The organism is Modestobacter sp. VKM Ac-2985 (assembly GCF_026967925.1).
Lineage (GTDB): Bacteria > Actinomycetota > Actinomycetes > Mycobacteriales > Geodermatophilaceae > Modestobacter.
The window spans coordinates 222,129-248,231 of record NZ_JAPVBI010000001.1 but is presented as its reverse complement, the minus strand read 5'-3'; the positions used below and the strand labels follow the sequence as shown (position 1 = coordinate 248,231).

At 73.9% G+C, this 26,103-nt stretch carries 22 protein-coding genes; 12 read left to right on the top strand and 10 right to left on the bottom strand.

The features are described 5' to 3' along the window. Position 1 precedes the first annotated feature (1 nt). Positions 2-1,804, top strand: a complete 1,803-nt coding sequence (locus O2V61_RS01070) for an ABC transporter ATP-binding protein (RefSeq protein ID WP_269181492.1) — start codon at positions 2-4, stop codon at positions 1,802-1,804. A 102-nt stretch (positions 1,805-1,906) separates the two neighbouring features. Here O2V61_RS01070 and O2V61_RS01065 read toward each other — a convergent pair whose 3' ends face one another. The 7 genes from O2V61_RS01065 to O2V61_RS01035 form a co-directional block, all read right to left on the bottom strand. Beyond that, a complete protein-coding gene (locus O2V61_RS01065) occupies positions 1,907-2,914 on the bottom strand; it encodes a glycosyltransferase (RefSeq protein ID WP_269181491.1) in 1,008 nt (335 codons plus the stop codon). Between the two features lie 2 nt (positions 2,915-2,916). After that, a complete protein-coding gene (locus O2V61_RS01060) occupies positions 2,917-4,038 on the bottom strand; it encodes an acyltransferase family protein (RefSeq protein WP_269181490.1) in 1,122 nt (373 codons plus the stop codon). Positions 4,039-4,192: 154 nt separating this feature from the next. Further along, positions 4,193-4,744 (bottom strand): acyltransferase, encoded by a 552-nt coding sequence (locus tag O2V61_RS01055; RefSeq protein WP_269181489.1) that lies wholly within the window; start codon positions 4,742-4,744, stop codon positions 4,193-4,195. After that, positions 4,745-5,998 carry a polysaccharide pyruvyl transferase family protein gene (locus tag O2V61_RS01050; protein ID WP_269181488.1) on the bottom strand — a complete coding sequence of 418 codons (1,254 nt, stop codon included), beginning with the start codon at positions 5,996-5,998 and terminating at the stop codon, positions 4,745-4,747. After that, positions 5,995-7,626, bottom strand: coding sequence for a lipopolysaccharide biosynthesis protein (locus tag O2V61_RS01045; protein WP_269181487.1), 1,632 nt, complete (start codon positions 7,624-7,626; stop codon positions 5,995-5,997). The genes O2V61_RS01050 and O2V61_RS01045 overlap by 4 nt, the downstream gene beginning before the upstream one ends. Continuing rightward, positions 7,623-8,789: a glycosyltransferase gene (locus O2V61_RS01040; RefSeq protein ID WP_269181486.1), complete on the bottom strand. Its 1,167-nt coding sequence runs from the start codon at positions 8,787-8,789 to the stop codon at positions 7,623-7,625. Before O2V61_RS01040 ends, O2V61_RS01045 begins: the two co-directional genes overlap by 4 nt. 18 nt (positions 8,790-8,807) lie before the next feature. After that, a complete protein-coding gene (locus O2V61_RS01035; RefSeq protein ID WP_269181485.1) occupies positions 8,808-9,728 on the bottom strand; it encodes a hypothetical protein in 921 nt (306 codons plus the stop codon). A gap of 297 nt (positions 9,729-10,025) precedes the next feature. On the opposite strand from O2V61_RS01035, the gene O2V61_RS01030 reads away from it, so the two are divergent. The 7 genes from O2V61_RS01030 (at position 10,026) to O2V61_RS01000 (ending at position 16,788) form a co-directional block, all read left to right on the top strand. Then, positions 10,026-11,177, top strand: a complete 1,152-nt coding sequence (locus tag O2V61_RS01030) for an Ig-like domain-containing protein (protein ID WP_269181484.1) — start codon at positions 10,026-10,028, stop codon at positions 11,175-11,177. Further along, a complete protein-coding gene (locus O2V61_RS01025; protein WP_269181483.1) occupies positions 11,174-11,839 on the top strand; it encodes a C40 family peptidase in 666 nt (221 codons plus the stop codon). The genes O2V61_RS01030 and O2V61_RS01025 overlap by 4 nt, the downstream gene beginning before the upstream one ends. 15 nt (positions 11,840-11,854) lie before the next feature. Next, the gene (locus O2V61_RS01020) at positions 11,855-12,826 is read left to right on the top strand and encodes a glycosyltransferase family 2 protein (RefSeq protein WP_269181482.1); all 972 of its coding nucleotides are present in this window, start codon (positions 11,855-11,857) and stop codon (positions 12,824-12,826) included. A 157-nt stretch (positions 12,827-12,983) separates the two neighbouring features. Then, positions 12,984-14,105 carry a hypothetical protein gene (locus O2V61_RS01015; protein ID WP_269181481.1) on the top strand — a complete coding sequence of 374 codons (1,122 nt, stop codon included), beginning with the start codon at positions 12,984-12,986 and terminating at the stop codon, positions 14,103-14,105. A gap of 5 nt (positions 14,106-14,110) precedes the next feature. Next, a complete protein-coding gene (locus O2V61_RS01010; RefSeq protein ID WP_269181480.1) occupies positions 14,111-15,160 on the top strand; it encodes a glycosyltransferase family 4 protein in 1,050 nt (349 codons plus the stop codon). A gap of 436 nt (positions 15,161-15,596) precedes the next feature. Then, entirely contained in the window at positions 15,597-16,451 is an 855-nt protein-coding gene (locus O2V61_RS01005) for a tyrosinase family protein (protein ID WP_269181479.1), read from the top strand. A 13-nt stretch (positions 16,452-16,464) separates the two neighbouring features. Then, complete coding sequence (locus O2V61_RS01000) at positions 16,465-16,788, top strand: twin-arginine translocation signal domain-containing protein (protein WP_269181478.1); 324 nt, start codon at positions 16,465-16,467, stop codon at positions 16,786-16,788. Positions 16,789-17,030: 242 nt separating this feature from the next. Here O2V61_RS01000 and O2V61_RS00995 read toward each other — a convergent pair whose 3' ends face one another. After that, positions 17,031-18,569 (bottom strand): sugar transferase, encoded by a 1,539-nt coding sequence (locus tag O2V61_RS00995; protein ID WP_269181477.1) that lies wholly within the window; start codon positions 18,567-18,569, stop codon positions 17,031-17,033. A 691-nt stretch (positions 18,570-19,260) separates the two neighbouring features. On the opposite strand from O2V61_RS00995, the gene O2V61_RS00990 reads away from it, so the two are divergent. From O2V61_RS00990 to O2V61_RS00975, 4 genes are all read left to right on the top strand, one after another. Then, entirely contained in the window at positions 19,261-20,052 is a 792-nt protein-coding gene (locus O2V61_RS00990; protein ID WP_269181476.1) for a hypothetical protein, read from the top strand. Positions 20,053-20,160: 108 nt separating this feature from the next. Beyond that, complete coding sequence (locus O2V61_RS00985; RefSeq protein WP_269181475.1) at positions 20,161-20,673, top strand: diguanylate cyclase domain-containing protein; 513 nt, start codon at positions 20,161-20,163, stop codon at positions 20,671-20,673. A 213-nt stretch (positions 20,674-20,886) separates the two neighbouring features. Continuing rightward, positions 20,887-22,323, top strand: coding sequence for a hypothetical protein (locus O2V61_RS00980; protein ID WP_269181474.1), 1,437 nt, complete (start codon positions 20,887-20,889; stop codon positions 22,321-22,323). A 400-nt stretch (positions 22,324-22,723) separates the two neighbouring features. After that, positions 22,724-23,692, top strand: coding sequence for a nitroreductase family protein (locus O2V61_RS00975; RefSeq protein ID WP_269181473.1), 969 nt, complete (start codon positions 22,724-22,726; stop codon positions 23,690-23,692). Between the two features lie 117 nt (positions 23,693-23,809). Here O2V61_RS00975 and nrfD read toward each other — a convergent pair whose 3' ends face one another. Next, positions 23,810-24,910, bottom strand: coding sequence for an NrfD/PsrC family molybdoenzyme membrane anchor subunit (gene nrfD / locus O2V61_RS00970; RefSeq protein WP_269181472.1), 1,101 nt, complete (start codon positions 24,908-24,910; stop codon positions 23,810-23,812). A gap of 55 nt (positions 24,911-24,965) precedes the next feature. Further along, the gene (locus tag O2V61_RS00965) at positions 24,966-26,090 is read right to left on the bottom strand and encodes a 4Fe-4S dicluster domain-containing protein (RefSeq protein ID WP_269181471.1); all 1,125 of its coding nucleotides are present in this window, start codon (positions 26,088-26,090) and stop codon (positions 24,966-24,968) included. Positions 26,091-26,103: the final 13 nt, after the last annotated feature.

The following is a 26,103-nucleotide window of genomic DNA, read 5'->3' as shown; positions in this document are numbered from 1 at the left end:
GTTGTCACTGCCGAAGCAGTGGCCGACCCCGACCAGGGTCGTCCGGCGCTACCGGACAGCCTGGCAGCAGTTCGGCCCCTTCCTCGGCTCGTCGAAGTCCCGGATCGCGCTGATGGCCGGCGGCTCGGTGATCGCCGGCCTGGTCGAGGCCGCCCTGCTGGCGCTCGTCGCCTCCCTCGCCACCGCGCTCTCGCAGGGGACGACGCAGGTCGACGCCATCCCGGGCCCGATCGAGCTCAGCGCCCCGCTGCTCGTCCTGTGCGGGATCGGCATGGGGCTGGCGGTCTTCCGGGGCGCGCTGCAGGTGGTGCTGGCCTACGTGCCCGCGTCGATGAGCGCATCGGTGATGGCCGACCTCCGGCGTGACCTGTTCGAGCGGTTCACCTCCGCGTCCTGGACGATCCAGTCGGCCGAGCGGGACGGGCACTTCCAGTCCCTGATGACCACGCAGGCGATCCAGGCCTCGGCGGCGGTCACCACCCTCTCCGAGGGCATCGGCGCCGTCCTCATGTTCTTCACGCTGCTCGCCTCGGCCTTCCTGCTCAGCGCCCCCACGGCGCTCATCCTCATCGGGGCCTCGGCGGTCCTGTTCGTGATGCTGGCCCCGCTGGCCCGCCGCCAGCGCGGTCACGCCCGGGCGCTGAGCGCGGAGAACGTCGAGTACGCCAAGGGCGTGCAGGAGATGGTGCAGCTGGCCGAGGAGACCCAGGTCTTCGGTGCCAACCGGGCCTACCGCGCCGCCGTCGACGAGATGATCCAGGAGGTGCACCGTCCGCTCCTGCAGACCCGCTTCCTCAACCGGGCGGTGCCGGCGCTCTACCAGAGCGTCGCCTTCTTCCTGCTGCTGCTCGCCCTCACGATCGTCCACGTGTCCGGGGCGACGGCGATCGGCGAGCTCGGCGCCGTCGTCCTCATCCTGATCCGGTCGCTGAGCTTCGGGCAGCGCATCCAGGCCTCCTCCACCCGGATGAACGAGCTGATCCCCTACATGGGCCGGCTACGACGCGCGCTCGACCACTACGCCGGCCACACCCGGCAGGACGGCGACCAGCCGCTGTCCCGCGTCGAGCGGCTGGGCATGTCCCACGTGGACTTCGCCTACGACTCCACGGCGCCCGTCCTGCACGACGTCTCCTTCGAGGCCGCCCGCGGTGAGGTGATCGGCATCGTCGGTCCGTCCGGGGCCGGGAAGTCCTCCATCGTGCAGCTGCTGCTGCGCCTGCGGCTGCCCACCAGCGGCACCGTCACGGTCAACGGCCAGGATGCCCGCGACTTCCGGCTCGGCGACTGGCGGGAACGCGTCTCCTACGTCCCGCAGAGCCCGCAGCTCCTCTGGGGCACCGTCGCGGAGAACATCCGCTTCTACCGCGACGACATCACCGACGCCGAGGTCGAGGAGGCCGCCCGCAAGGCCTCGCTGCACGAGGAGATCTCCAGCTGGCCCGAGGGTTACCAGACGGTCATCGGGCAGCGGGCCTCGGCGATCTCCGGCGGGCAGCGGCAGCGGCTGTGCCTGGCACGCGCCCTGGCCGGCCGGCCCGACGTGCTGATCCTCGACGAGCCCACCAGTGCCCTGGACGTCATGTCCGAGCAGGCGGTCCAGGAGTCCCTGGCCCGGATGAAGGGCGAGGTGCTCCTCCTGCTCGTCGCGCACCGGGTGTCCACCCTGTCGATCTGCGACCGGGTGATGGTGATGGGGGCCGGGCGGCTCCAGGCCATCGACGAGCCCGCGGCCCTGATGCACGACAACGAGTTCTTCCGCGAGATCACGACGATCTCGCAGGCCGGGCACCCCGTCGCCTGAGCCGGCCGACTCCCTCGACGTCCCCGGCCGGCGGTCAGTGGGTCGGGCGGGCGCCCCCCGGCCCGCACCGCACGCCGCACGCCGCACGGCGCGCGGCGGCCGTCACGGCCGGTCGGCGCCCGACAGCGACGTCCCGGTCCCGCCGGGCCCACCGGGATCGACCTCCACCCGGACGCGTGCCGCAGCCGCGACGACCTCCGGGCAGAGCTCGTCCACCTCGACGGCGATGCCGATGCCGCTGCTCGTCATCAGCGACGCCAGCTGCTGCTGGTGGTCGTCGACGTGCTCGCCGCGGAAGCGGCGGCGGACGACCGCGATCGGCGAGATGCCCATCTCCAGCAACCCGAGGACGCTCCCCACGCCGGCGTGGGTGATCACCACGTCGGCCTCCCGCGCGTACCTGTCGAAGTCCGCGCCGGACACCTCACGGTGGACCTGGCCCGGCAGCTCGGTCGCGGGCTCCGTCTCGCCGAGCTGCCAGACCGTGTTCTCGTCGGCCAGCCCGAACTCGAGGATGCGGTCGATGATCGCGTGGAACGGGTAGCCGCGGAGCGTGCCGAGGGTGATGAACAACCGCGGCGGCCCCTCCGGCTGGTCCGGCCGGGGCACCGTCCGGTACGCCGAGAAGACGCTGGGGTGGGTGCCCCAGCGGCCGCCCGCCCAGCCCGGGTGCTGCGTCCGCAGCTGGGCGAACCGCATCGCGGCCAGGACCCGGCCGCTGACGGAGGGGCCGTTCACCCGCGAGACGCTCTCGATGTAGAGGGTCGGGATCCCCGCCAGGTGCGCGGCGGGCAGCGCGGCCAGCGCCAGCGCCGACCCGGTGCTGACCGCGGCGTCGAAGTGCTCCGACCGCAGCCGCGGCACGATCGACCGGAACGCCCGCGCGATCTGCAGCGCCTCCCGCGGTCGGATGTAGGGCACGTGCAGGACGTTCCGGCCCGCCAGGAGCGACTGGCTCTGGGCGGTGTCGAAGGTGATCCAGAGCGAGTCGGCCGACGCGCCGAGCCCCGGGGCCAGCCGCACCAGCTGGGCGAGATGACCGCCGGTGGAGGCAGCCAGCACGAGCCGCCGCTCGGCACCCGGGCGGAGCTCGGGCAGTTCCCGGGGCATCGTCATTCCCTCGTCTCGGTGGGCCGGGGCGTCAGGTCGCGCTGCGGGCTGACCGCCGCCTCGGGGTCGTTGGGGGTGGGGTCCTGCCGTGCACCGCGACGGCGTGGGCCGCGGAGGAAGGCTGGTGGGGCGTACAGCCAGCGCACCCGGCTGGTGAGCCGGGCGAGCCCGAACGACGCGACGACGGTGACGATCACCAGCGCCACCTGCACGATGACGTCGAGCCACCGCGGCCAGGCGGGCTCCAGCAGCCCGATCAGCGCGGTCGCCACGACGATGACGTAGAGGTGCAGCAGGTACAGCTTCAGGCTGGCCTGGCCCATCGAGGTGAAGATGCCGAAGCCCGGCAGCCGGACCAGGTGCCGGACGATCAGGATGCCGACGGCGACGGCGGAGAGCTGCCCGACGAGCACCACCAGCGGCACCCAGCGGAAGCCCAGCACGATCAGCGCGGTGGACACGACGAGGGCGGCGAACGCGATCCCGAGGTGCACCGGCCGCGCCTGGGCGACGAGGTCCCGGATCTCCCGGGAGAACACCGCGCCCAGCACGAAGAAGAAGAAGAGCGCCCCGACCCGGTTCCAGCCGATGTTCTGCGCGTCGATCAGACCGCTGGTGAAGAGGGTGGAGACCAGCCCGGAGCCGGCCAGCTGTGCCCAGACCGGTGCACGGGCGATCAGCCAGCGGCCGAGGGTGAAGAGGAAGAGGGCGTAGAGGAACCAGTAGCTGCTGCTCGGCCAGAAGAGGATCAGCGGCAACGCCAGCGGGTCGGTCGCCGGGATCTCGCCGAGCTCGCCGTTGAGCCCGGGGACGACGAAGTAGAAGACGGTCCGGATGACCGACCACACGACGTAGAGGTACAGCAGCGGCAGCAGCCGCCGCTTCCACAGTGCGCGGAACTTCGTGGCCCCGTGCCGGCCGGCGAAGATGCCGGCGATCAGGAAGAACGCCGGCATCGGGAAGAGCTCGAAGACTGCCTTGGCCCGGCCGAGCACGGCGTCCACGTCCGCCGTCTTCAGGTACAGGGTCACGTGGTAGGCGATGACCATGAAGATGGCCAGGCCCTTGACGGGCTCGAGCCACGCGAACCGCCCCGTCGTGGGGGCCGCACTGTGGGCGCTCATCGAGGTTCCGTTCTCCCTGCGGCCCGGTCCGTCGCCCGACCGCGTCCGGTCATGTGCTGCCGAGGTGTCCCGCCTGTCATCCGGGCGGACCCTAACAGCCGGTGCTCCGACGGTACGGGGATCGTGATCACCCGGCGGACTGGGAGGACGATGTTCACTCTCCCGTGGAGGGCGTCGACTCCGCCCGGGACGATGCCGGCTCGGATCCCGACGGACCCAGTCGGCGGATCAACCGCGCCGGCACCCCACCGTAGACGCCGTCGGGCTGGGTGTCGGAGCTGACCAGGGAGCCGGCGGCGATGACACAGCCCTCGCCGATGGTCACCCCGCCCAGGACGGTGACCCCCGCGCCGAGCCACGCGCCGGCCCCGATCGTGATCGGGGCGCTGGTCGACGCCCCGGCGCGCTGCTCCCGCGCCCCCACCTCGTGCGAGCTGGGCAGCAGGCTGACCCCGGGGCCGAGGTGGACCCGGTCGCCGATGACGATGCGGGCGTTGGCACCGATCGTGGCGTTGACGTTGACGAACGCCCCCCGACCGATCTCCAGGTGGTCGACGCCGCCGATGAACCGGATCCACGGGTAGACGCGCGCACTGCCGTGCACCCGGACGCCCAGCGCCCGGAGCAGTCGCGCCCGGGTACGGGGGGCCCAGACCGGGCTGCCGGCCACCGAGCTGGCGAGCGCGCCACGCATCCTGCCGGCCATCTACGCCTGCCCGGTGGTGACGGGCGCCGACAGGTCGGCCGTGTTGCGCCGCGCCATCGCCACGACCCCCGGCAGTGCCTGCCGGATCGACTCGCGGGCAGCCGAGTCCGCCGGGAGGACCCGGTCGACCACCTCGACCACCTCCGCCGCGAAGCCGGGGGCTGCGTCGATGCGCAGCTCGGGCGTCCCGAACAGCTGCATGAGGCCCTCGACCTTGCCCTGGGACGCCAGCGTGATCGCCGGGACGCCGTTCAGGAACGACATGACCGCCAGGTGCATGCGCCCGGTCACCGCGATGCTCGCCCGCGCGGTGAGCCCACGGACCTGCGCGGGGCTCAGGATCGACGGCACACCGCTCACGTCGGCCAGCTCCCCCACCCGCGCCAGCAGGGCGGCGCAGGCCGCCATGTCGCCGGCCTGCGCCCGGTCGACGTGCGGGAGGACCAGCACGTGCAGGCCCCGCTCCCGCAGCGCCGCCACGATCCGGACGTACTCCTCGGTCTGGTCCATCCGGTCGGCCAGCAGCCCGCTGACGTTGACCAGCGCGACCGGCTTGGTGACGTGCTGCAGCAGCTGGTCGGCCGCTGAGCCGTCGACACTCCGGGCGGCGAAGACGACGTCGGCGACCTCCTCGACCGGGGCGATCCCGTCCCGCCGGGCACGCCCGGCGGAGATCGGGTCGCGCAGCAGGAGGCGCACCCCGTCGCGAGCCGCGGCAGCCAGCGACCGCCGCGCCGCGACCCGGGCGCGGTCGCTCCAGCTGAACCCGATGACCCGGGTCTCGACCCCGGCGCGAGCCGCGGCCCGGGCCAGGGTGGACCGGCGCACCGACGCCGGCAGCGAGTACCGGCCGTCCATCACGTCCGCCCCCAGGACGGACAGGTGGGCCGCACCGGCGAGCGCACGGCCGAACGACGCCACCGACGCCCGGTGGTCGGCCCCGGTCCCGTAGACCAGGTGCGGGATCTCCAGGACCTCCACGCGCTCCCGGAACTCCGCGGGCAGCTGCACCGCGGCGCGGTCGGGGACGACCAGGGTCACCGGTCCGGCGGTGTTCTCCAGCACCGCCTCGAGCATCGCCTGGTCACCCACGTTCCCGCCGCCGGGGGCGGCGAGGAGCAGGTGCCCGGCCCGCTCGCCCGGTTCGGCGCGCACCCGGGAGCGGATGATCGTGCGGTCGACGAGGCCGGGCAGCCCCGACCCCACCACCGTGCGTCGCCAGATCCGCTGTGCGCGCTGCATGGCCTTGCTCATCGGTCGAAGCCCGCCTTCGGTGTCGTGATCGGGTCGGTGGCCGCCGCGCCGGTGGAGGAGAGGGCGGCCGGGTCGGCGGTCTGGGCGGCCGGCGCGGTCACCGGCTCCGCGGCGTCGTCCGCCGTCCGGTCGGCCGGACGACGCTGCCCGCGCCGGAAGTACCGTCGTACCCCGGCGATGTCGCGCAGGTCGCGGCGGAACGTCGGCCAGACCAACGCGGTGAGACCGGCCGCGGCGACCACGGCGGCGACCCCGACGACCAGGCGCAGCGCGTGCGCGTCGGCCGGCAGCGCGACCGTGGACAGCCAGGAGAGCGCCGAGGCGGCACTGAACACCAGCCCGGTGCGGAGCCCGTTGCGGAACATCCGGCCGGCGGGGGCGTCGGAGATGCGTGCGATCCAGAGCAGCGCCACCGGCCACACCAGCGCCGTCCCGACCGCGTAGCCCATCGCCACGCCCTGCAGCCCCCAGAGGGAGCCGACCACGATGAGGCCGGCGAGCACGGGCCGGGTCGCCAGCGCGTAGACGAACTGCGACCGTGTCAGCCCCTTGGCGAGGAAGACCCATGAGGTGGCGTAGGTGGCGGCCTGGAAGAACCCGGCGACGAGCAGCACCCGGAAGACCGGCACCGCCTCCGTCCACTGCGACCCGAGCATCACGAGCACCACGGACGGGGCCTGGGCGAACAGCGCGGCGAACAGGCCGCCGATGAGGGTCAGCAGCGCGACCTGGCCGAAGCTGATGAACTCGGCGAACCGCTTCTTGTCGTCCTGGAGCCGGGAGAGGATCGGCAGGGCCACCCGGGTGGACGGCGCCTGGACCTGCAGCAGCGGCATCGTGACCAGCTGGGCGGCGCGGTTGTAGATGCCCACGGGCGCCACCCCCAAGCGGGCGCCCAGCACCACGACGTCCACGTTCCGGCCCAGGTAGTTGAGCAGGTGCGTGCCGAGCAGCGGCAGGCCGTACCCGAGGAACGGCCGGACGGACGCGCGCCGGTCCACCCAGCCCGGCAGCCACCGGTTGGTGGCCACCAGGAACACCTGGGCGACCAGCCCCTGGGTGAGCTGCTGGGCCACCAGCGCCCAGTAGCCGGCCCCGAGGACGGCGAGCACGATGCCGACGGTCACCCCGGCGACCTGCCCGCCGATCTCCGACAGCGCCAGCTTGCCGAACCGCAGGTGCCGGGAGTGCATCGCCCGGTACTGGGTGGACACCCCGTTCAGCAGGAACATGGCCGACATGGCGATGGTGACGAGCGTGAGCCGGTCGTCGTCGAAGGCGATCGCGATCAGCGGCGAGAGGGCGCAGACCAGCCCGGCCAGGACCGCGCCGATGCCGGTGTTGAGCCAGAAGAGGTTGTCCCGCTGCCCGTCGGAGAGGGTGGTGGCCTGGACCGCGGCCGAGGAGAGACCGAAGTCCCGGAACAGCTCGCCGAAGCCGACGATCAGGGCCACGATCGCGACGAGCCCGTAGTCCTCCGGTTCGAGCAGCCGGGCGAGGACGACGATGCCCAGGAGCTGGACCAACACGCGGAGCCCCTGGCCGCCCAGGGTGACGGCGGCGCCCCGGGAGGCTGCCGCGGCCAGCCCTGGCTGACGGGCCCTGCTCGCCTGGGGGTCGGCGGTCACCCTCGCCCGCTGAGCGCTCGGGCGCGGCGGTAGGCGTCGCGGTGGTGGAGCCCGATCCGCGCCCAGTCCCGGTCGTCGAGCCGCGGTTCCTCGCTCGGCCGGGAGGCCGTCGAGGCGATGGCCGTTTCGAGCACCTCCGGGGTCAGCTCACCGGGGTACTGCAGGATCCACCCGGGACCCACCTCCTCGGCCAGCGACGCGTTGGTGGGCGACTCCGGGACGAGCACCGGGCGACCGAGGGACAGCGCCGCGAAGAGGGACCCGGAGTTGTGCATGCTCCCCCGGTAGGGCAGCACCACCAGCTGCGAGCGGCGGATCTCCTCGACCAGCTCCTCGTCGCTCACCAGGCGGAGCAGGGTGTCGATGCGGGGGTCGCCCTGGCACGCGTCGTGCACCAGCTCGGCCTGGCCCCGGTGCGGGTTGCCCACGATCCGCAACCGGAGGTCGTCTCCGGTGATGCCGCGGAAGGCCGCGATGAGGAGGTCGACGCCCTTGTACGGCCGGATGATGCCGAAGTACAGGACCCGCCCCGGCTCCGCCTCGGGCTGCGGGTACCGGGAGAAGGGCTGCCGGTAGTGGCCGTGCGGGATCGTCACCGTCTCGCGCCCGGCGGTGACCTGACTGGCCGGGTTGAGCCGGATCACCAGGTCGACGTGCCGGTAGAACCGGCCCAGCGACCGGTGGTCGGACCGGCTGCCCTGCTCGTGCGGGTTGAGGTTGTGGGCCGTCCACACCAGCGGGATCCGCCGCAGCCGCAGCCGCAGGAGCAGCAGCTCCAGCAGACGGCGCTTCGCGAAGCGCCGCCACGGCCGCCGGCTGTCCCGGATGAGCAGCTCGGGCCAGTGCACGTGGAGCACGTCGTACCGGCCGAACAGCCCCGTCTGCCAGTCGAAGAAGCGGATGTCGACGTCCGGGGCTGCGCCCTCGACCATCTGGTCGGCGTACTGCGTGGTGCCGTCCGGCTCACGCAGGGAGTGCAGCACCACCAGGCGCCGGTCGGGGTCGCTCCGCTCGACCGCCGGACGCGTGGGCCGGCGGCCGATCACGACTCGCCGGACCCGGTGCCAGGCACGCCACGGTCCGGCCCGACGCACGACGTTCCTCGCGCGGTCACGGGTGGCGCCGATCGCGGGACGGCGGACCGGGTTCGGTGCAGCGGACATCAGGCCGGGGACCGGCGCTCACAGCCAGGAGGAGAAGGTGGAGACCATGTCGGAGTGCGTCCAACCCGGCACGGTGTGCCCCTGGTCGTGGTACTGGATGCGGACGTCGGCCGCGACGGGCTGGGCGAGAGCGGCCAGCGCGAGGCCGTGCCGGTCGGGCGGCAGGAGCGGGTCCACGAGGGACACCACGGTCTTGACCCGCTTGCCGGCCCAGGCGCTCTGCGGCATGCGGGCGGGGTTCGTGGCCGCGACGAGCGCCGGGTCGTTCCCGTAGGGGGGACCGATCCGGCCGGGGTCCCGCGCGTACAGGTCCTCCATGTCGTAGCTCGCGTTCGCGAGGTAGATCCCGCGCATCCCGCGGACCATGTTCTTCGCGTAGGCGTAGGTCATCAGCGAGCCGCCACCGGAGTTGGCCCGGGCGAAGGCGACACCGACGTTGAAGACGCCGCTGATGTACTTGTCCCAGTTGACCTGGTGGGTGAGGGCGGTCTGCGTCGTCCAGGTGCTGCCACCGAAGTTGGGGCAGACGCACACCATGCCTCGGTCGACGAGCATCATGGCGGGGTAGGCGTAGGCGCCGTCGAGCGCGGTGTGCGTGCTGCCGTTCGAGTGGTACAGCCAGGCCACGCCGCCGGGCTTCGGTGCCTTCGGCGGGGTCGCCCACGGCACGTAGAGCCGGGCCCGGTCCTTGCCCCAGACGACCTCGATCGCCTCGTACTGCTTCTTCCCGATCCGGGTGGTCCGGGTGTCGCTGCGGGAGACCTCACCGGGCAGCTTCGGGATCGGCGTGTAGACCGGGGCGGCCTGGGCGGGGCCGACACCGACGGCCACACCGGCGAGCCCGGCAGCGGCACCCAGCAGGACGCTGCGCCGGCTGGCCAGCGGGCCGCGGACGGCGGGCAGGTCGGACGCGGGGACGTCCGGGTGGACTCGGGACACGGGCTGGGCCCTCCATGAGAACCGGGACGTTTGGTCGGCACCGAGCCGCAGGACCGGAACGGGTGTAGACGCAAGCTATCCCCCGGAGACCACAGATGCCAGGGCCGACCTGCGGTCGAGCCCGTCCGGGGGTCACCCGTACGGGGGACGCCGCGACCCGACAACAGGCCCCTGTCCGGCGGGCCCCTGCTCGTGAGCGGCCGGCACAGCCGTTCCGGCACGTACCCTGGACGAAGGCCAAATCCCTGGCCTGCCGCCCGTCGTGGCACCGTCCCGCGCCCGTCCCCGAGGAGGAGCATGGCGTCGATCGCCATCCTGAGCCCTGCTCCGGGAGCCCGGGTGCGGGGCACGGTCGAGGTGCGGGTCCAGGTGCGCGGCGGCAGCCGGGTGAGCACTGTCACGGTCGCCATCGGGGACCCCGGGTTCGGGACCCGGCAGGCCGAGTCCGTGGGCGACCGGACGTACGCCGTCCGCTGGGACACCACCCGCAAGCTGGTCGACCCCGACGTCCGTGCACCGGCCGACGCGCTCTTCTGGATCACCGCCTCGGCGGTCGTGGACGGCATCCGGGTCGAGGCGCCGTACGTCGCCGTCGTCACCGCCAACGACCGCAGCTCCGCGCGTGCGGAGTCCGCCGGCGGATGGCGGGAGGAGCTGGCCTGGGCGGCGGACTACAGCGGTTCGACCGAGCAGTGGCTGGCCAGCAACACCGCCGTCATCGGGGCCGAGTACGCCTCCGTCGAGCCCGACCCGGTGCTCGGGCCGGCGCGGCGGGCCGTCCGGGTCTCCGTGCCGGACAGCGCGCGGGGCGACCGCGACCAGCCGACCTCGACCACGGTGCGGTTCCAGTCCTCCAGCGTGTCCAACATCCGCGAGGGTGACGAGTTCTGCGTCGGGTTCGCCTTCCTGCCGCCGGCGGACTTCCCGTCCGTGCACCCCCGGGACGGCGTCCTCGCCCCCGGTGGCGACGCCTCCGGCTACATCGCGGTCTTCCAGTTCTACGGCCCGCCCTACGAGCAGGGCTCCCCTTTCGTGCTGCACACCGAGCGCCGCACCCCCGACGACCCGATCGACGAGTTCAGCGTGCGGGGCAACGAGCTGAACCCCGGCGACCCGGTCCCCTTCCTCTCCCTGCCCTACCGCCGCGGGCAGTGGACCGACGTGGTCTTCCGGATCCGGGCGTCGTCGTCCATCCGGTCCGGCTGGGTGGAGTGCCACGTCAACCAGGGCGAGTCCACGGCGGTCCGCCCGATGCACCTCGCCGACGGCCGGCTCCAGGTGCCCCGGGTGCTGCTCCGGCCCGACTCCGCGGACCACCGGACCGACATGCAGCTCTACCGGGTGGCCGGCCGCTTCGACCGGGTGACCCTGTGGCACACCGGCCACCGGATCGCCCGCACCGTCTCCGAAGCCGACCCGGGCTCCTACCGGAACGGGGTGCCGGCGTGATCGACCCGCACGGCCCGTCCCTGCACGGCGACCCGCCGACCGGCCCCGACGGTCGGCACGGCCGGGCCCGGGGCGGTCGGCCGGTCAGCCGTCGCGCCTTCCTGCTCGCGGGCGGCGCCGTCCTCGCCGGAGGTGCGGCCGTCGTGGCGGGGATCAACCGGCCGGGGCAGCCGGAGGCCCCGCCGGTGACGGCGCCGGCCCCGGAGACGACAGCGCCGGCCCCGTCGGTGCTGGTGCCCGGCTCCCTGGACGCAGTGCTGGCCGAGGCCGACCAGACCGCCGGTCGCCGGCTGCTCGGCAGCCCGTGGCGCGCCTGGTTCGGTGAGACCTCCGAGCCGTGGAGCGCCATCTACGTCAGCTGGCTGCTGCGCGACGTCGGGCTGCCGACGACGGCCGACCCGGTGACCCTGCACGCGGAGCTGCAGCGCGCCGGCCGGGTGGGCCCGGACCCGGAGCCCGGTGCACTGGTCTTCTACTCCCGCGGTGAGGTCAACCGGCCGCACCACGTGGGGCTGGTGACCTCGGTGACCCGCGGCGTCCCGCAGACGGTCGAGGGCGACCACCCGTTCTCCCTCCCCTACCCCGAACGCTTCGTGCGCCGGTACGCCCGCCCATGGGAGGACGCGGAGCTGATCAGCTACGGCTACCCTGCCTACGCCTGACCTCCCGGAGGAAACGTGCTGATCAGCGTCGTCCTGCCCGTCTACGACGACGAGGCCCACCTCGCCGACTCGATCGACCGGGTGCTGGGCCAGGAGGGTGTGGACGTCGAGCTGGTCGTCGTCGACGACGGCTCCACCGACCGGTCGCGGGCGATCGCCCGGGCCGCGGCCGACCGGGACCCCCGGGTCCGGTTCGTCCCCCTGCCGGAGAACGGCGGGGTCGCGCGGGCGCGGGAGCGCGGGGTGCGGGAGGCGACCGCGGACTGGGTCTGGTTCGTCGACTCCGACGACAGCTGGCCGCCCGACGCCGCTGCGCAGCTCCTGGCCGCCGCACTCGCCTCCCCCGACACCGACCTGGTGGTCGCCGGCGCGCGCGCCACCTTCGCGTCGGGCAAGGCACCGACCAGCACCGAGCCGCCGACCGGCCCGCCCGTCCCGGGCCGGGAGGCGTTCCGCCTCTTCCTGGCCGGCCGGATCACCGGGCACCTGTGGAACAAGCTGTTCCGCCGGGAGCTGCTGGACAGCATCGACTTCACCCCCGCCCGGGTGCAGTCCGACCTCGCCATGGTCGCCCAGGCGGTGGCCGGCGCCCGCCGGGTGGGCTTCCTGCCGGTGACCGTCTACGAGTACCGGGTGCGCAGCGCCTCGATCATCACCAGCCGGTCGCAGCGGGCCGAGTCCCTCGAGCTCATCGGCGCCGCGGTCGAGTCCGCCGCCCGGCAGGTCGGCCCCGGGACGACGGACACGGCCGAGTACCGGTACTTCGTGACCCGGTACCTCACCCTCTCCGGGATCAAGGACGCCGTCCTGGGGTCCTACAGCCCGGAGCAGAGCGCCGAGCACCTGCGCCGGCTGCGCGGCCGGCTCGGCGTCCGGGAGCTGGTGCTGCTGGCCCGGCGGCGGGACGCCAAGCGGCTGGCGCTGGCGGTGTCGGCCAAGGTGTCCCTCCCCGCCTACCGCCGGCTGCTGGCCGTCGCCGACCGGTGAGCGCCCCGGCCGTGCACGGTGCGTTACGGTTCTGCGGCTCCGTGAGCCGCCGGACCGGCGCGTCCCAGGGTGCCGTCGAGGTGACCCGCGGACCTGCGAGTCCCGAGGTGCCGTCGACGCCACCGCCCCCGCCGCCACCGTCCCGAAAGGCGCCCGCATGACGAAGGTGTTCGCGATCGGCCGCGGCCAGTACGAGAACGTGGGAGACATCATCCTGCGCCGTCAGCTCCTCGACTGGGTGCGGCCCGTGGGCGAGCTGCACGTCTACGTGGGCGGCTCCCCCGCCGGCTACGACGAGGGCCTCGGGCTGCGGCCGGGAGACCACGTCTACCGGTCGCTGCGGACCTGGTACCGGGTGGCGCTGGCCTCGGCCGTGCGCGGCGAGGCGGCCTACGTCTTCAAGCCCGGGGAGATCCAGCTGACCCTCGTGGGCATGAAGGAGCACCTCTCCCTGCTGCCCCTCCTGGTGGCGCTGAAGCTGCGCGGCGGCGCGGCGGTGCGGGCCGGGGTCGGCACGCGCAACTACGCGGCCGTGCCCCGCGCCCTGATGCGCCCGTCGATCGCACTGTCGGACCGGACGCTGTGGCGCGACGACGCGACCGGCCGGTACATGGGCACCGGCGCGGTGATGCCCGACCTGGCCTTCGGCGAGGGGGCCGACGACGCCGCCGTCGCGAGGTTCGCCTCCCCCGCTCCCGAGCGGAACGCGCTCGTCGTCTCCATGCGGGGCGAGGACCCGGCTCGCCCCTACCCCAGCCAGGCCTGGCTGGACGGCGTCCGGGCGTACGCCGCCGCGCACGAGCTGGAGATCTGGGCCGTCACGCAGGTGTGGACGGACGAGGAACGCACCCGCCGGCTGGCGGCGGACCTGGGCGGCCAGGTGCTCGGTTGGGTCGGCCCCACCGGCCACGACGAGCAGGAGCGCCGACTGCGCGAGCTCTACTGCCGCACCGCGATCGTCCTGTCGGACCGGCTGCACGTGGTCATCGCCGCCTTCACCGAGGGCGCGGTGCCGGTCGGCTCACCGGTCGAGAGCTCCGACAAGGTGGACCGGCACTTCACCACCATCGGCATCTCGGGGGTGACCGTGTCGGCGGCGATCGCCTCCGCCGACGAGCTGGTGGCCCGGTTGGAGGCCCTCGCCGGACGGCGGGCCGAGCTGTTCGGCGCCCTCCTGGACGCGCGCCGGCGGCTGCGCGGGCACCGGGACGACATCCGGCAGGTGCTGTCCGGGCGTCCCCCGGCCCCTCCGGCCACCACCGAGCCGGTCGCGAGCTGACCGTGGTGACGTCCCGACCGACGGTGCACCACCTGGGCCGCGTGGGCGACATCCCCGGCGGGATGACGCAGGTCATGAACGGCTACCTGGCCTGGCCGTTCCCGCGGGTCGACGTCGCGGTGATCACCTCCCGGGGGAACCCGCACGACGTGCGGGCGGCCCTGGTGAAGGCGACCGGCGCGCTGGCCCGGGTGCTGCGGCTGCCCCGGCGGACCTCGGTCGTGGTGGCACACGTGTCCGAGCGCGGCTCGTTCCTCCGCGAGGGTGCGCTGATGCGGGTGGCGCACGCGCGCGGGATCGCCACGGTGGCGCACCTGCACGGCAGCTCCTTCGCCGCCTTCGCCGCCGCACACCCGCGGCTGACCGGCTGGGCGCTGCGCGGCGCGGACCGGGTGATCAGCCTGTCGACCGAGTCCTCGGAGGTGGCGGCCCGCTTCGTGCCGGCCGAGCGGGTGGTGCTGATCCCCAACGCGATCCCCTCCAGCGCGCCCACGGCCAAGGAGGACCTGGTGGTCTTCGGCGGCGTCGTGTCGCACCGCAAGGGGATCGACGTCCTGCAGGAGGCGTGGTCCCGGATCGACGCCCCGGGCTGGCAGCTCGTCGTGGCCGGGCCGGTCCAGGACGCCGACCTCGTGCGTCCGGGCATCGGCGGGCTCACGATGGCCGGCTCGCTGGCGCACGAGGAGCTCATGGCGCTGCTGGACCGCTCCCGCATCGCGGTGCTGCCCTCCCGGGACGAGGCCATGCCGATGTTCATCCTGGAGGCCATGGCCCGTGGCAACTGCGTGATCTCCACCGACGTGGGGGGCATCGCCGCGGTGCTCGCAGACGAGCACGGCATCGTCGTCCCGCCCGGGGACGCCGAGGCGTTCCGGGCCGCCCTGCAGTCGGTCCTCAGCGACCCGGAGCGCCGGTCGCAGCTGGCCGCGTCGGCCCTGCAGGCGTTCGAGGAGCGCTTCAGCGCCGAGGCGGTGTTCCCCCGGGTCGAGGACCTGTGGCTCGCCGCGCTCGCCGACCGCCGTCCGTCCGGCCCGGGCACCACGCAGACCGACTGAGTCTGCCGGCCCCCGGAGACGGGCCCGGGCCCGGCGACGCACCACCAATGCGTCATCCGATGTGCGCATTGAGTGACAGCGGGAAATGCGCATCGTGACTCCGTGATCACGGAAAGAAGTGCACGCCGGCCCTCGTCCTTAGCACGTACATGTGTGGCTATGGTGTCGACGACTTGACGAGTGGTCGACCACCCAGTTCGCACTCCCCGTGCGGATCAATGGCGGTCGAATTGCACTCTGCTGTGTTGCCGTCAACCGTTGTCGAAGGGGCGCGCATGCTCGCACCACGCCCTTCGTCGCCATTCGGGCCACCGTCTCGTCAGCGAGTCCGGCCGACACCCGAGACCAGGGATCGGTCGACGACTCAGGATCTCGTGCGAGGCACCGTGGAAAGGGCGTGTTCCTGATGACAGGGACGAGACGGAACATCCTGAGCTTGTCCGCAGGTGAGGTGCAGCGACTCACCTCCGCGTTCAACGTGCTGAAGGCGAACGGCACCTACGACCACTTCATCCGCAAGCACGTCGAGGCGATGAGCATCGCGACGCCCGCGGGCTCCACCCGCAACGCGGCCCATCGCGCACCCGCCTTCCTCCCGTGGCACCGGGCGACCCTGCTCGACATGGAGAACGCCCTGCAGGCCGTCGACCCGTCGATCGAGGGCATGCCCTACTGGCGGTGGCAGGACGAGGCACGCCTCAACGGCGGCGACCCGCGACGCTCGCGGCTGTGGACCGCCGGGGGCATCGGCGGCGACGGCGACCCGGCCCGGGGCAACCGGGTGCTCAACGGCCCGTTCGCGCACTGGGTGGCGCTCATCGTGAACAACAGCACCGGCGCCGTCGTCCCGCGTCCCACTCCTGGCCTGATCCGGCTCCTCGGCCGCGACCCCCGCGGCTCACGCGGGCTGCCGCCCCCGTCACAGGTCACCGACGCCATCGACCGCTACTCCACCTACGACCGGTCCCCCTGGGACGCCAGCGTCGCGACGTTCCGCAACCGGATGGAGGGCTGGTCCGGAGGCCCCCGCATGCACAACCTGGTGCACCGGTGGGTGGGCGGCGACATGCTCGCCGGCACCTCGCCGAACGACCCGGTCTTCTGGCTGACCCACTGCAACGTGGACCGGCTCTGGTGGGTCTGGCAGGGGATGCGCGGCATCACCAACTACCAGCCGGTGTCCGGTGGCCCGACGGGCCACAACCTCAACGACACGATGCAGGGCCTGGTCGTGCCGCGGACGCCGGCCGACGTCCTGGACATCAACCGACTCACCTACCGCTACGTCTAGGAGGACCGGGCTCATGGACCGCAGACAGTTCATGGTGGGGGCCTCCGTGGCCGCGGTCGGCACGGCGGTGGCCGTGACCGGCATCCCGCCGTTCGACGACATGCCGACCGCTGCCGCCGCAGGCGAGGAACGCTTCTCGGCCCGGGGGCGCGCGGTCGTGATCCAGAAGGTCGGGAAGAGCGCCCACGCCGTGATCAACGGCCGGCACGGGGTCCATCTCGAGCGGATGCTCGACGGGTACGCCACGCACCTGCTCCCCTTCGGGACGTACAAGTCGCCGCGCAAGCTCATCGAGGCCGTCATCCAGGCCGAGGACGCCGGGCTGCTGATCATCTAGCGGCGTCCTGACCGGACGCCACCGACCTCAACGACCCTCTCGGGCGACCGCCCGAGAGGGTCGCTGTCATCAGTGCACGCTCGGCCGGTGCGGGCACTCGACGGCGGCGGGCGCCCTGGCCTGCGGCGCGGGCGGTGGACGCGAGCCCGCAACGCGGCGGTGGACGCGAGCCTGCCGCTCCGGCCAGGCCGGAGCGGCAGGGGTGGTCCCGTGGCAGAGGCGACGAGCGCCCGCCGGTTGCGTCAGTAGGCGCCGGAGCCGCGGAAGACGGCACCCACGGTCTTCCACAGGATCATGAAGTCGAAGGCCAGCGACCAGTTCTCCACGTACCGGACGTCGATGCGCACCGAGTCGTCCCAGGAGAGGTCGGAGCGTCCGCTGACCTGCCACAGCCCGGTGATCCCGGGCTTGACCAGGAAGCGGCGGTGCATGTCGAAGCCGTAGCGCTCGACCTCGGTGGGCAGCGGCGGGCGGGGGCCGACCAGGGACATCTCACCGCGCAGCACGTTGAGCAGCTGCGGCAGCTCGTCCAGGGAGTAGCGGCGCAGCACCCGGCCGACCGGGGTGACCCGCGGATCGCCCTTCATCTTGAACAGCACGCCGTTGCCGTCGCTCTGCGCGGCCAGGTCGGGCACCATCCGGTCGGCGCCGGAGACCATGGTGCGGAACTTCAGCATCCCGAAGGTCTGCCCGTCCCGGCCGACGCGCTCCTGCCGGTAGAAGACCCCGCCGCGGCTGGTGAGCCCGACGGCCAGGGCCAGGGTGAGGAGCACCGGCAGGATGACCAGGATCCCCAGCGTGGCGGAGACCCGGTCGAAGGACTCCTTGGTGAGCCGACGGACGCCGCGCAGCTCGGGGCGCTCCACGTGCAGCAGCGGCAGCCCGCACACCGGACGGATGCGCACCCGAGGGCCGGCGATCTCGGTGACCGCAGGAGCCAGCAACAGCTCGGCGCGGGTCTTCTCCAGGTCCCAGCCCAGCCGGCGCAGGGCCGGCCCGTCCAGCTCCGGGGAGGGCAGCACCGCGACGGTGTCGACCTCGTACGCATGGACGACGTCGACCACCTCCTCGAGGGTGCCGAGCACCGGCAGTCCGTCGAAGGCCTCCGGGGACTCGCCCTGCGGGGCAGCCGGGAGGCAGCAGCCGATCACCCGGTAGCCGTGATAGGCCTCGCGGTCGATCTGCGCGTGCAGCGCGGTGACCCCGCTGCGGTGACCGACGATGATCGCCGTCTGCAGGAAACGCCCTTCACCGCGACGGCGGTGCAGCCACTGCCGCTGCGCGTAGCGCTGCAGCAGCGACAGGCCGGTGGCCAGGGGCAGGGCGACCACGATGAAGCCCCGGGCGAGCTCGAGCTTGAAGGCCCAGGAGACCGTGCCGACGAGGGCCAGCAGCAGGATCGCGGCGGAGAAGACCCGGCGGAACTCCTCCGGGCCCACCCAGAGGAAGCGCTCCTCGTAGCTGCGGCTGACGAGCATGAGGCCCACCCAGGCCACCGGGAGGATCGCAGCCATCCAGAGTGAGGGCTGCGAGTTGAAGGCCATCCCCTCGGGCCCGAACCGGGTCAGGTAGCCGACACCCGCGGCGAGCCCGGCTGCGACCGTGTCGCCGATCGCGATGCGCTGCACGTACTCGGCCCGCCAGGCCCGGCGGGCCAGGGTGCCCTCACCGCGCAGCCGGGACAGTGCGAACGTCCGGCGCCGGGGGTCCTGCGACCGGTGCTTCGACGCCGAGCGGCGTCGAGTACGGACGGCGCTGTTGCGCTCGTCGATCATGCTCATGCAGTGCACCCCCGGGCGGCCTACGCCGTGGAGGGGGCGTGACCTGGTAGCCATGTCTGAGACGGACCGATGACTGCGCTGTCCGACCGGCAGAGGTGACCGTAACGAAACTGTCGTGAACGCGGCACCCCGAGAGAATTGGCGTCCGACCAATCCGCGTCGCCAGATCATTCATCGGGTACGCCTAGTCATCTAGCCAATACTCACTGCAATCAACACCCCCGCATGGCATCTCCCGTTCACCTGTGCACTTGCACGTGAAATGGGTCACGCGGCGGTCTCCGCCACACAAGGGGACCCAGTTCCCGACCAGGCACAGGGCCTTGGCGCCTCTGCAGCCGTCCCGGCCGGAGCGTCCGCGGCCACGGGGTCCAGCGCGTCTCGTGCCCATCGTCAGCGCACGCTCATCGCGGGTTCGACTCGAGACCCGGGATGAGCGATACAGCGTGTCGACACCGACACGCCGTAGTCATCTAGGCACACGCTGCTACGACAACTACCTTCCCGTCGTCGGCTCCTGGCCGGCGCGAGAGGGGAACGCAGGACCGTGCACACCGATCGACCTGGCCCAGAGACGTCGGGCCGCCACCGCCAGGTCCAGGCACCCTCGGCCCCTGCCGAGACCGGCCGACACCGCGGGGTCCTCGCGCAGCCGTCCTTGCCCCCGCTCCCGACCTCTCCGCCGCTGCCCGTGCGACGACGCCACGCGGCGGACGAGGCGCCGAGCTCGCACCCGGACGCGCGCCGCCGCCGCCGCAGTCGCACCCCGCAGCGGGTGCTCGCCGGCGCGACCCTGCTGCTCATCACCGCGACCCCGGTGCTCGCCCGGTCCACCAGCACCCTGGGCCTGCACGACGCCGTCGCCGCCGAGATCGCCGCCCACCCCGACCAGGCCGAGGACACGCGGGCAGCGCTGACCGGCGCCGCATCGCCCAGCCCGACCCGCGCCTCCCCCGCCGCGGGCCGTCCCGCCCCGGAGACGGCGCTGCCCGAGCGCCCACCACCGGCCGGCCCGACCGCCCGGGCGGACCGCTCCGCACCCGGCACCGCCGGTGCCCCGACCACCGGTCCCGCGCCTGGCTCCCCCGCGGACAGCCCGTCGGCCGGTCAGCCGGCCGAGGCCGGGACCGAGGTCGAGGCCGCACCGACGGAGCCGACGCCGGCCGGGCCCGGCCCGGCAGCACCCGTGCCCGTCGGTGCGACGCCGACCGGTGTCAGCACCCCCGGGACCAGCGCCCCGGAGACCTCGGACGCCCCGACGGCCGACGAGCAGTCGCGCGAGGTCGCCCCGACCCCTGACCCGCCGCCGTCCTCGCCGCAGCCCAGCCCGACCCCGTCGTCGTCCTCGGGCGCGCTGGAGACGGCGGTCGCGCCGCTGCCCTCCGGTCCGGCACCGAGCGGGACCGCCACCGCGCCCTCCTCGGCGGCGGGCGCAGCCGCCAGCGCCGTCACCGAGGGGGACGGCTCCCTCGTCGCCCCCTGAGCCATTGCCGGGTCGACCGGACCGGCGAGCAGCGACCGCTCCCTCCAACGGGGCAGCCTGGCGGTCGCTGGCCTCAACCCGAGCCTCCAGGACGACGACATCCCCGCCATGCCGATCGCCGCAACCCCGGTCGCCGACGAGGTCGAGTCACCGCCCGACCTCCCGGCCACCGCCGCCGTCACCCTGCTGCCCACCCGAGCCACCCTGCTCGGCCGGATGGCCGACCATGCGGCAGCGCCCGGCCTCTCCCCGGTGACGCTCGTGCTGGTCGGCCTGCTCCGGCGGGACACCGGCTGGCCGCTGCCGGGCGGCCAGCTCGACCGGGTGGCTGCGGCGTTGTCGGGGAACGTCCGCGGCGACGACTGGCTGGCCCGCTCCGGGCCGTCGGAGTTCGCCGTGCTGCTGGGTGCGGCCGAGCAGGACGCCGAGACCGCGGCCGACCGGCTGCTCGAGGTCGTCACCGGCGCCGACCTCCCCGGCATCACCGCCTGCGCCGGCATCGCCGAACTCGGGCCGGACACCTCGCCCAGCGAGGTGCACCGCCGAGCCACCCTCTGCCTGACCGCCGCGCGCAGCATCGGCGGCGGCCGGGTCATCCGCTACCGCGGCAGCCGCCGCTGACGCCGCGCGTCCACCGCAGCGGCGCGGTGGACGCGGGCCCCGCGGCGCCACCTCCAGACCTGCCCCGTGCCGCCGTGTCCCGGCGGCACGGGGCAGCTCCACCTGCGGATCCCTCACCAGGTGAGACGCCCGATTGACGGGGAGGCCCGACCGGGCGAACCTTGGCATCGAGACCCTGCCGCGTGGGCAGAGCGGCCGAGACGGGGGAACTCCGTGGCGTGGTGGTGGCTGCTGGTCGCCTGGCCCGTGCTGGGCCTCCTGGCCGCTGCCGTCTTCCACGTCGTCGTCGCGAACGTGCCACCGGACCGCTGCTACGAGCTGCCCCCCGCCGCGCACGCTCCCCGCTCCGGTGGCCGTCTCCGGAGGCTGCGCCGCAGGCCCGCCTCGCGTCCGCCGGCCGGCCGGCCGGGTGCCGTCACCACCCGCCACCGCCTGACGACCGCAGCCGGCACGGCCCGCCTCGTCCGCGGGCCGGTCCACCGGATCTCCCTGCAGGCACGGCTCGTCCCGCGCCGCCGGCCCGGCACGTCGAGCCGGTCGTCCCTCCCCCGCGTGACCGGCGCCGCGGCGGGCGCGTGCTGCGCGCCCCGACGGACCGCCGACCGTGCCCTCCTCGCCACAGGAGCGCGGCGGTACGCCACCGTCGCCGACCCGGCGGAGTCCCACCGACCGTTCCGGCGCCTCGGCGCGGGCGGAGCGCCGACCGGTGCAGCACGCCGCACCGGGTCGGCATGGACCCGGGGAGGGGCCCATCGGCCGGGTCTGCGGGGCCGCGGTCCGCAGCGCCTGCTCGCCCTCACCGCACTGTCGGCCATCGCGCTCGCACCGGTCCTGGCCCGCTCCAGCAGCAGCCTCGGGTTCAGCGACCCGCTCTCCGCCCAACTGGCCGCCAATCCCGACCAGGTCCCGGCCACCTGGGAGGCCATCAACCAGGGTGCTGCGATCTCCGGGCTCGCCACCCCTGTCACCATCCCCGGCTGGGAGGGGTCCCCGGCCGATCCCGTGCAGACGGACACCCGCGACCAGTCGCCGGAGCCCGCCACGGACAGTCGACCCGGCACGGTCACGGACGAGCCGGGCCGGACCGACACCCCACCCGCGACCTCGCCGGGCGCCACGACCAGCGAGCCGTCGACCGTGCCGCCTCCCGCCGTGACCGACGACGAGCCGCCGGCGGACGACGCCGGGTCCGGCGGGGGCACCCGCACCACCGTGCCGACGCCGACGGACCCCGCCGACCCGGCCGACCCCACGGTGTCGCGCCCCACCCCGACGCCCAGCCCGACCGACCCGGAGCCGACCCCCGACCCGGAGCCCACCCCGACGCCCACGCCGACCCCGGAGCCCACCCCGGAGCCGACTCCCGACCCGGAGCCCGCGCCCACCCCGGAGCCGACCCCCGACCCGGAACCCGCGCCCACCCCGGAGCCGACCCCCGACCCGGAACCGACCCCGACGCCCACGCCGACCCCGGAGCCCACCCCGGAGCCGACGCCGAGCCCGACGACCGACCCGGAGCCCGCGCCCACCGATCCGGCAGAGCCCACGGAACCGACGCCGACCGGCGCGGGGCCGACGCCCGGACCGACCGGGGACACGGCCTCCGCGGAGCCCTCCGCACCTCCGACGGACTCGATCGCCGTCCCCTGACAGGCGAGCGGACGGGGCCGCGAGCGGATCCAGCAGCACGCAGGTGACCGCGGCGCTGCCGTCCAGGGCGGCACCAGTGAGCACCGTCCCCCGCCACGACGGCTCGGCCCACGGGTGCGACGGATGTGCCCTGCAGCATGGGTGACAGGACTGGAGAAGTCCGACATCATCAGCCGGGGCGGGCCCGCCGGCGGAGTCGGGCCTGACACCACGGCCTGCCTCGCCGCGCCTGTGCCCGAGCCTGCACGACAGGTCCGGCGAGCCTGGTCCAGCTGGATGCGAACCACGGTGCCCGCGTGCCGGGCCACCTGCAGACCGACTCCCTCGGCGGACCACTCCGCCGAGCTCGGCGATGAGGCCCTGTGTGAGCCGAACCGGTGAACGACCCATCGGAGACGACATGGGCACTGAGGACCAGGGACTCCGCCGGCTGGCCGGCGCCCGCCTCCGGCTGAACGTGCGGCACGCGCTCGACCGTGCGGCCATCTGGCGGGAGACGATCGCCGATGGCCGCCGGCACATCCGGTACTCCGCCGCGACCGACAGCCGCAGTGCGCTGTCGGCGCAGACCCGGCAGATCGAGGCGCAGATCACCAAGGACTACCACCGGATCGAGAAGGGCCTCGCGCTGCGCTCTCCGCGGGAGAACTTCGGCGCCGCCCCCGCTGCCCGGCTCGACCGCGACCTGGCCCGCTACCAGCAGCTGCCCGACCACGACCCGGCCGTGGTCTCCCACGCCAGCAGCGCCCTCGCCGGCCTCCACCAGTGGCACGAACACACCCGGCACACAGACGGCGGGCCCACCAAGTTCCCCGTCGCCTGGGCCCCGCTCGGCGACGCGGAGGTCGAGGCCTTCTTCCGCAGCCGGGTCAGCGTCCGCGACTTCGCCGACGAGCCGCTGGACATGGCGCTCGTCCGCCGTGCCGCTGACCTGGCCCTGTCCTCCCCCTCCGTGTGCAACCGCCAGGCCTGGGGGCTGTGGAGCTTCTCCGAGCCTGCGGACATCGCCCGGCTGGCCGAGCTGCAGAACGGCAACGCCGGCTTCCGTGACCAGATCCCGTGCCTGATCGTCGTGACGGTCGACGCGCAGCTGTTCGCCGGCGCAGGCGAGCGCAACCAGCGCTGGATCGACGGCGGCCTCTACGCGATGTCCCTGGTGTGGGCCCTGCACGCCCAGGGTGTCGCCTCCTGCATGCTCAACTGGTCCGTCGCCAACGCCCAGTCGCGCCGACTGCGGGCGGCCGCCGGCATCCCGGACCACCTGGACGTGATCACCATGATCGCCGCCGGTCACCCACGGGAGGGCCTGCGGGTCGCTCGCTCCCCGCGCCGCTCGGTCGACGAGGTCCTGCACAGCGACCGGTCCTGAACACCCGAGGACGCCGACCGCGCAGCCGCGCCAGCCGGCTCGAACCGGGGCACGAGACCACACCGCCCGGTCACCCTCCTGGGGTGCCGGGTCGGTGGGCTGCTGTCGTCGCCGTGCTCAGCGGGTGATGGTGCTGGCCTCGTCCTGGCGCTTCTGCTCCTCGCGGGCGGCCATCCGGGCCCGCTGCGGCACGACGGTGTACTTCGGGTCGCGGGCACTGGCCATGCCGGCCTCGAAGACGCCGAACCGGGTCAGCAGCGAACCGGCCGCCAGCAGTGCCCCGGACACCGCGGCACCGACCCGGGTGCGGCCGGCCACCACGGTGAGCCCGGCGCCGGTGGCGGTGCAGGCCTTCGCGGCCTTCATCATCGTCCCGGCCTTGCCCAGCTGGTACGGCTCACCGACGATGCCGTGGTCGTGCTCGACCTTGTGCATCGCGACCAGCTCGACCGCCGCGCCGGCGACCGCCATCTTCCGGGCCGGCCCCGCCTCGGCGACCGGGGTGAACGCCATGCAGATGCCCCCGCCGGCGGCCATCCCGGAGCCGGCGAAGACGAACGGCAGCTCCTTGTACGGCTCGTGCCACGACGGCACCGCGGTGTTGGCCAGCAGCACCGCCGTGTAGGTGGTCATCGGGCCACCGAAGACCGCCGAGACGCCGCCCACGGTCTTCCGCAGCCCGGGGAACCAGCCGGCGATCCGCGTCAGCCCGAGCACCTGCAGCTTCGGGAAGGCCTCCAGCAGCTGGAGCCCCGCAGTCGCCGCGGTGAGCGCGCTGAACGGCGCCAGGATGTAGGAGCCCACCGACAGCGGCGACGTCGGCTTGATCACCCGCAGCATGTGCAGGAAGCGCGCCGGCCGGCCGAGGTCGTGGATCAGCCAGACGACCGAGGCCAACGCCCCGCCACCGGCGGTGTAGTGCGCGGCGCGGGTCAGCGCCGGGCGACCGGTGACGTCGGCGATCGCGCCGAGCACCGCCGAGGTGCCCGCCGCACCACCCAGGAACAGGTAGAGCGGCACGTCCGGGGTCTTCCACACCGGCGGCTTGATGATCGGCCGGCCGTAGTACGAGGTGAACTCGGCCTCGTCGACGGTCGGGTCGCCGTCCCGGCCGCCACCGCGGCGGCCGCCCTTGCGCCGCTTCTTCTCCCGCGCCTGCGCCGGCGGGCCGTCGGCCCGCCGCCAGCCCGCGCCCGGCGTCGCCAGTCCCTCGGTCACAGGAACAGCCCCTCTGATGGCGGCAGAAATGGCCATTTCTGCCCACGGACGTCGGTCATCGGGAGCGCCTCGAGCCGAGCACGGCGGAGAGTGCGAAGCCGACGACCATGGCCGCCCCGCCGACGGCGTGCTTCCACATCGACGGCAGGTCCCGGGTGGTGACGATCGGGTCCGGCGGGAGCCCGTAGACCTCCGGCTCGTCGAGCAGCAGGAAGAAGGCCCCCGCGCCGCCGACGCCGTCGTCCTCGTCGCGCCCGTAGAGCCGGGCGGTCTCGACGCCCTGCTCCTTGAGCGTGGCCAGCCGGGCGTCGGCCCGGGCCTGGAGCTCATCGAGGTCGCCGAACTGGATCGACTGGGTCGGGCACGCGGTGGCGCAGGCCGGCTGCAGCCCGTCGGTCAGCCGGTCGTAGCACATCGTGCACTTGAAGACCCGGCCGTCCTCCTTGCGCTGGTCGATGACGCCGTAGGGGCAGGCCGGCACGCAGTAGCCGCAGCCGTTGCAGATGTCGCCCTGCACGACCACGGTGCCGAACTCGGTGCGGAACAGCGCCCCGGTCGGGCAGACGTCCAGGCAGCCGGCGTGGGTGCAGTGCTTGCAGACGTCGGAGGACATCAGCCAGCGGATCTCCCGGTCGGCCGACTGACCGGTCTGCGGGTCGAACTCGCTGAGCGCCTCGGCGTTGAGCACGCTGGACTGGGCCATCCCCACCCCGTCGGCGTTGCCGCCGGCCGAGGTGGCGTGCGGGTCGCCCGAGCCACTCCCGCAGCCCCCGCCGCCACTGCCGCACCCGGCGGCGGGTGCGGCAGCACCCTGCGCACCTGCTCCCGGCAGCCCGATCCCGGGCATCGGCAGGTCGACGGCGCGGCTCTGCTCGACGAACGCCACGTGCCGCCAGGAGTTGGCACCGAGCATGCCGGTGTTGTCGTAGGACATCCCGGTCAGCGCCATGGCGTCGCGGTTGCCGTCCGCGTCGTCCATCGGGAGCGTGTTCCACTCCTTGCAGGCGACCTCGCACGCCTTGCAGCCGATGCACACCGAGGTGTCGGTGAAGAAGCCCACCCGCGCCGGGTGGTCCTCCTCGTAACCGGCCTCGCCGCTCACGTCGGGCAGCGGACCGAACAGCCGGTTGGCCGGGTCGTTGCCGGTGAGCGCCGGGCTCGCCGAGCTCACGGTGGTCACGAGCGCTCCTCTT